Origin of the sequence: Nodosilinea sp. LEGE 07298, assembly GCF_015207265.1 — a bacterium.
Classification (GTDB): Bacteria; Cyanobacteriota; Cyanobacteriia; order Phormidesmidales; family Phormidesmidaceae; genus Nodosilinea.
This window is the reverse complement of the sequence record NZ_JADEXE010000337.1, coordinates 1-6810: the sequence shown is the minus strand read 5'-3', so window position 1 is coordinate 6810 and position 6810 is coordinate 1. Positions and strand designations below refer to the sequence as shown.

General features: G+C 56.5%; 6 protein-coding genes. 4 read left to right on the top strand and 2 right to left on the bottom strand.

Annotated features, from left to right (window positions below; all coding sequences use genetic code 11):
• Nucleotides 1-3: 3 nt before the first annotated feature.
• Both IQ273_RS28595 and bchM read right to left on the bottom strand, forming a co-directional pair.
• Nucleotides 4-399, bottom strand: coding sequence for a DUF423 domain-containing protein (locus IQ273_RS28595; RefSeq protein ID WP_194026510.1), 396 nt, complete (start codon nucleotides 397-399; stop codon nucleotides 4-6).
• A 14-nt stretch (nucleotides 400-413) separates the two neighbouring features.
• A complete protein-coding gene (gene bchM, locus IQ273_RS28590; protein ID WP_194026509.1) occupies nucleotides 414-1112 on the bottom strand; it encodes a magnesium protoporphyrin IX methyltransferase in 699 nt (232 codons plus the stop codon).
• Between the two features lie 162 nt (nucleotides 1113-1274).
• Between bchM and purE the strand changes: the two genes are divergently transcribed.
• The 4 genes from purE to IQ273_RS28570 form a co-directional block, all read left to right on the top strand.
• On the top strand, nucleotides 1275-1796 hold the full coding sequence (gene purE, locus IQ273_RS28585) for a 5-(carboxyamino)imidazole ribonucleotide mutase (protein WP_194026508.1): 522 nt from the start codon (nucleotides 1275-1277) through the stop codon (nucleotides 1794-1796).
• A gap of 439 nt (nucleotides 1797-2235) precedes the next feature.
• The gene (locus IQ273_RS28580) at nucleotides 2236-3732 is read left to right on the top strand and encodes an ammonium transporter (protein WP_228054071.1); all 1497 of its coding nucleotides are present in this window, start codon (nucleotides 2236-2238) and stop codon (nucleotides 3730-3732) included.
• Nucleotides 3733-4085: 353 nt separating this feature from the next.
• The gene (locus tag IQ273_RS28575) at nucleotides 4086-6110 is read left to right on the top strand and encodes a DICT sensory domain-containing protein (protein ID WP_194026507.1); all 2025 of its coding nucleotides are present in this window, start codon (nucleotides 4086-4088) and stop codon (nucleotides 6108-6110) included.
• 103 nt (nucleotides 6111-6213) lie between these two features.
• On the top strand, nucleotides 6214-6810 hold a 597-nt coding region (locus tag IQ273_RS28570; RefSeq protein WP_194026506.1), incomplete at its 3' end, for a GTPase family protein.

The window sequence follows — 6810 nt, the reverse complement described above, 5'->3', positions numbered from 1 at the left end:
CATCTACCCACTCTCACCCGCCCCCAGCAGAGCCGCCACAGCCAAACAGCCCCAGCCCAACATCAAAACAGCACCACCCACAGGAGCCACAGCCCCCAGCAGGTTTTGACCCGTCAGAGCCAGGGCGTAAAGGCTGCCCGAAAATACCACCGTACCGGCGACAAAGGCCCATGCCGCCGTCGTTAGCCACCCCGCTGCCCCCAGTCCCTGGCTACCGATCAACGCCACCAGCAGCAGGGCTAGCGCGTGGTACATCTGGTAGCGAGCGCCAGTTTCAAACACCGTCAGCAGGCGATCGCTGAGCTGAGCCCTGAGGGCATGGGTAGCAAAGGCCCCTGCCGCTACTGCCGAACCGCCCAGCACCGCCGCGATCGCCACAAAGAGTCGAGCTGTCGTCATGGTTGCCCTTTCATCTAGCTGGCTGAAGGTTCTCGTACCGCTTCTACCAGGCGAGAGAAGTAGAACTGGGTTTTGGTCATCGCCCGTCGCTCAATCCGCCAGCCGTCGGCCTCCAGCGCCTTAATAATATCGGCCTCGCGGTGCAGGTAAGCTCGTGTGGCTTTGCTCGGCCCTGGGAAAAACTCGCCTACCTTTTTGAGCGCGCTGTAGAAGACGGTCTTGGGCGCAAAGCTCATAATCAAGCGCGACTCGGCCAGCAAACTCAGGTGGCTAATCATGGACTGCACCTTGTCCTGGGGATAGTGGATCAGCACGTCCAGGCAAATCACCGTGTGAAAACTACCGCTTAATTCCTCCAGGTCTTTGACCTCAAAAGTGGGCACGTTATTGCCTGCCAAGGCCACCTCAGCCCGCTGCCGGGCCTCTTCTACCATTTTGGCGGAGATATCACTGGCGTAGACCTTAGCCCCCGCCTGGGCCAGCGGAATCGAGAGACTACCCACGCCGCACCCGGCATCGCAACAGGTTAGCCCAGACAAATTACCGTCGGCCTCTAGCCAGGCCATTAGCGTATCGACCGTGCGCTGGTGGCCTTTGCGAATATCGAGCTGAACCTTGTTGACGTCACCATCTCCATAGATTCGCTGCCAGCGGTCAAACCCAATGGCGTTGAAATACTCGCGAACTACGGTCTTATCGTCAGTGGCAGTCATGGATTGGTTGTTGGGTTTGCTAACTTCTGTAAAATTCTATGATGTTTTGCTGAGGCAAACCGCCCCGCAACGAAACTCAATCTTCCCAAACTCTCCTAGAGACAATGGCTAGAACCCGCCAGTGGCATGATAGGAAGGCACTATCTGACAGTGGTAAAGGCAATGGCTACTCCCGACGTTGGCATCATCATGGGCAGCGACTCAGACCTGCCTACTATGGCAGCCGCCATTGAGGTCTGCGCTGAGTTTGGGGTAGCCCACGAAGTGGCCATTGTATCGGCCCACCGTACCCCCGAACGCATGGTCACCTACGCTCAAACAGCCCGCGATCGCGGCCTCAAAGTTATCATTGCCGGGGCGGGCGGAGCGGCTCACCTGCCCGGCATGGTCGCCGCCCTCACTCCGCTCCCAGTGATTGGCGTACCTGTAGTTAGCCGCACCATGCAGGGGCTCGACTCGCTCTACTCGATTGTGCAAATGCCAGCGGGCATTCCGGTGGCTACAGTAGCGATTGGCAACGCCAAAAATGCCGGACTGCTGGCAGTACAGATCTTGGCCACCAGTCGCCCCGCCCTACTCGACCAGGTCGCCCAGTACCGCCGTGACCTGGAAGCATCGGTACTGGCCAAACAGCAAAAACTGGATCACCTAGGCCCCCACGGCTATCTGCAAAACCAGGGTTAAGGGCCGCAAGCACCTCCCCAAAATGCAATGTTCCTTTAAGAATTCTTTGGCAAACGTTTAATTTGTCGCTAATTAATCCCGTGTTTTAAGGGCAATACGGGAAATGTAGCCGCTTCACGGGATGCTATGTATCGTCTGATACAGATTGACGGCCTCAGAATTGATGGAATCAATTTGTTCCGTCTATAGGCGAATTCCTCTGCCTGACTAATGCAGAAAAGTATCCAAGCGGACTGGTGTAGGTTTCTAAAGGTATTTTCAGCTAGCGTTAGCGCTCATAGAAACTTACAGTTTTTGCATTTCGGTTCACAGAATCTATCTTTTCTGTGAGCTTTTGCTCCCATACTGGTCTGTCTCGCCGCCCCGTGGCTGAGGGTTCAGGTCTAAAAACGGTAGGCCGTGTTCACTGTCTGATTGTGTTGAAGGAACGTCTGTTGAGATGTCTAATCTAGTATTGCGTAATCGTTCTAGGTTCCGAAAACGGTCTAAAACCGGCTTTTGGAACACCAGCGTGCCGCCCTTCGATAAGGCGATTAAGCGTCTGTTTGGCCGCGTGGGCGGCTGGGCTTGGGTAGCCTGCATTCCTCTAACGCTGGTTATTTTGGCCACCTGGGGAGTTGCCGCTCAGGCACAAGATGAGTTGACCACAGCTGACCTGCAAACCACCCTCGACAACATCTGGGTGCTGATTGCTGCTTTTCTAGTCATTTTCATGAATGCCGGCTTTGGCATGCTAGAAACTGGCTTCTGTCGGCAAAAGAATGCCGTCAACGTACTGACCAAAAATCTGATTGTCTTTGCTTTGGCCACCCTTTCCTTCTGGTTCATCGGCTTTTCGCTGATGTTCGGGGCCAGTGGCAATGGCTGGGTGGGCTGGGGGAGCTTCTTCCTCGGCGGACCTGCTGAGGTGTACGGCTTAGACAGCACCGCTGGCCTCTCCAAAGATACCTTCTTCCTGTTCCAGGCGGCCTTCGCCGGTACCGCCGCTACCATTGTGTCGGGGGCTGTTGCTGAGCGCATCAAGCTAGTTGATTTCATTATCTTCAGTGTTTTGCTCACAGCTATTGCCTATCCCATCACCGGTCACTGGCTGTGGGGCGGTGGCTGGCTGGCTGAGCTAGGGTTCCATGATTTTGCAGGCTCTACCATTGTGCACTCGGTCGGTGGCTGGGCTGCCCTTATGGGTGCAGCGTTTCTTGGCCCCCGCATGGGCAAGTACACCTCTGAAGGTCAGGTCAGTGCGCTGCCTGGTCACAACCTGAGCATTGCTACCCTAGGCTGTCTAATTCTCTGGTTGGGATGGTTTGGGTTTAACCCCGGTTCTCAACTCGCTGCAGATTTGGCTGTACCCTATATCGCGGTGACCACAAACCTGGCGGCAGCGGCCGGTGGAGTAGCGGCTACCGCTACTTCCTGGGCACTGAGCGGCAAGCCTGACCTGTCGATGACCATCAACGGCATTCTGGCTGGTCTGGTGGGTGTAACGGCTGGTTGCTACGTAGTTGGCTACGCTGGTGCCTTCTGGATTGGTCTGGTGGCAGGCATTCTGGTAGTGTTCTCGGTTGGCTTCTTCGACAGCATCAAAATTGATGACCCCGTGGGCGCTACTTCTGTTCACCTTGTATGTGGTATTTGGGGCACTCTCGCCGTTGGCTTGTTTGCTAACCCCAACAACTTTACCCAGGGCGGCGAAGGCATTGCTGGCTTATTCTACGGCGGCGGTATAGCCCAGCTGGGTGCTCAGATCTTGGGCGTTTTGTCCATTGGTCTGTTTACCGTAGTACTGTCTTCCATCTTCTGGCTAATTCTCAAGTCGGTACTAGGCCTTCGGGTTAGCGCCGAGGAAGAGATGAAAGGGCTAGATATTGGTGAGCACGGCATGGAAGCCTACAGCGGCTTTCTTAAAGACACCACCGATATGACCGGCGTGATGTAGTCACCCAAACTTAGGTTGAGGATAACCTCAACTACAAGTCCTGATTCCTAACGGTTCTGTGTAGGAAAATGTGAACCTTACTAAGCGTCTGAGTGTTTTACTCGGGCGCTTGGTTTTTAGGCGTTTAAACCCAAAGCGAGATCAGCAAGGACTCAACCGAATGCTGACTTTGGCAAATGGTTACAATGTGCCTTAGGCACAGGATGCACCTGGTAGGCTAGGTGGGAGTAACTGCTGCCGATACCGATAGAGTCCCGTTGGGTTCACCATTGAACAACCGTTCACCCCGAACGGGAGTTTATCTCGAACGCCAACAGAGAGTCTTATCAATCGACGGTTCCCGATCCTGAACCATGAGCAATGCCACCTCTGTAGTGGAAGAATTGCTAGTTGCAATTCCTCAGCTTAGGCCCAGTCTCTATTTCAAAACCTCGCTAACCGCGTTGTCTCACGCGATGGAAGATCACGTGCTGGCGGGGAAGGCCAAGTTTTTGGTGATCGCCAGTTTTCAGCAGGAGCGGTTTTATCTGCAAGAGGCCAACCGCTACCTGCGCATTGCCGAACTCACCGATCAGGTCTATGTGCTATCAGCCCTGGGCACCAGTTTTGTCAGCCGATCCGAAAACTACGAAACGATTGCCTTTGAAACTGACGATACTCTCACTCAGGAGTGGCACCTGGTGGTGGTTGGGGCTGACTATAGCGCCTGCTTAATCTGTCGGGAGCGATCGCCCATACCGCCCACCGACGGGCCACCTCTCGACCAAACCCGCCGCTTTGAAGGGATCTGGACTCAAGACCGCTATGTCACCCAAACAGCGGCGGGGATATTACTCGATCGCATTGTGGGGTATCGGCCCGATTTGGCCGACAAAGTCGCGATCGCTCGCCAGCGCTACATTGACCCAGCCATTCCCCCTACCGAGCGCCTGGACGGCAGCGGCGGCCCCGACCCTTTTACCCAGCGCCTGGTTACCTACCTACAGGCGGGGCAGTACAAGCTGCTCAAGGCCTATAAAGCGATTACGGCCCAGGAGCGGCGCGAGCGCCTGGTCAACTCGATTACCTCAGTGGTGCGCCAGTCACTCAACGCCGACGAGATTTTTGCCAAGGCGGCCCAAGAACTTGGTCAGGCACTCCAAGTTTGTCGCTGCCTGATCTACCCCTGTAGCGCCACCGATGCCACGGTCGCGATCGCCCACCAGCACCTCAACGGCACCGTAAACTCGCTGCTGGGTGAAACCTGGCCCCTGGCCACCAACCCGCTGTTTGACTACGTTCAAGACACCAAAGAAACCATTGCCATTGCCGATACCCAGGCCCGCGACTCACCCTTTCGCCAGGAGCTAGAGGCCATTCAACCCCTGCTCAAACGGTGGCAGATTCGGTCGTGGCTGATTGTACCGCTCACCTACCAGGGTCGCCTGGTGGGCATGATCGAGCTGCACCAGTGCCAACCCGAGCCCTACGAGTGGAGCGAAGACGATACGGCTCTGGTCGATGCGATCGCCACCCAGCTCAGCGTGGCGATTATTCAGGCCGAGGCCTACACTAACCTGCAAGACCTCAACCAGCAGCTCGAAGCCCTCGATCGCACCCGCGCCAACCTGATCGCCATTACCGGCCACGAGTTGCGCACGCCGCTGTCCACTATTCAGGTCTGCCTCGAAAGCCTAGCCACCGAGCCTGACATGCCCAACGAGCTGAGGCAGATTATGCTGCAATCGGCCCTCGAAGACGCCGAGCGCATGCGTAAGCTGGTGCAAGACTTCCTCACCCTATCGCGGTTAGAGAGCGGTCGAGTCGAGTGGAATTTGGAATCGCTTTCGATTCAAGAATGCGTCGATTTAGCCCTCAGCAGCATTCACAGCAGCCAGGACAACGCCGAAACCCCCAGCATTACCGTCAAAATTCCTAAGCAGGTGCCGCTGGTGCGAGCCGACGGCGAGTGGCTGGTAGAAGTACTGGCCAAGCTGCTCGACAACGCTCAAAAATTTACGCCCGCCAACGGCAAAATCACCATTCAGGTCACCCGCTCTAGCCCAACCCACCTTCAGGTCACCGTAGCCGATACCGGGCGCGGCATTGAGCCCAGCCGCCTGAATGTCGTATTTGACCGCTTTTATCAAGAAGAAGGGGCGCTGCGCCGCACTACTGGCGGCACCGGCCTAGGCTTAGCCATGTGCCGCCAAATTGTAGAGGGGTTAGGCGGCACTATTTGGGCCGAGTCGGCGGGCAAAAACAGAGGCAGCCAGTTTCACTTTACGGTTCCCATTGCCCAGGGCAAGCTAGACGGGCGCAGCAGCCGATCTAGCCGAGCGACGGCCAAGCAGCCGGTTACCCTGCCAGGCAACCCCTCGGTGCTCCTAGACGACTAACCAGGCCGTTGGCTCAGCTCAGCCGCCGCATTCCCTGGCGTTAGGATGAGGGCATAGCATGGGGATATGAGCCATAGTCGGTAAGCCACAGCAAAGGATAGGCATGGGCGATCGCAAACCATCACAGCAGTCTTCGTCGTGGGCTACTCCACTGACAGAGGCTTGGCAACAGCTGCGCGATCGCGCCAACCAGCTGCGACCAACGCAACAGCTTAGCCGCTGGTTTAACGTCGACGATGACAGAGTAGCCGATATTTTGGCAGCGGTGCGCGAGCAGTTGCCCACCACCGAGGCCCTGCTGATTGGCAAGCCCCAGGCGGGCAAAAGCTCGATTGTACGGGGTCTAACTGGGGTATCTGCCGAAATTGTGGGCCAAGGATTCAAGCCCCATACCCAGCACACCCAGCGCTACGCCTACCCCTCCGAAGACCTGCCTCTGCTAATTTTTACCGATACCGTGGGCCTGGGTGACATTGTCCAGGCCACCGATGCCATCGTGGCCGAGTTGGTCGAAGATCTCAACAGCAGCAGCAAAGCACGCATTCTGATTTTGACGGTCAAAATTAACGACTTTGCCACCGACACGCTGCAGCAGGTCGCTGCGCAGCTGCGACGGCAGTTTCCCACCGTGCCCTGCCTGCTGGTCGTCACCTCGGCCCATGAGGTCTACCCGCCCAACCAGACTGACCATCCCCCCTAC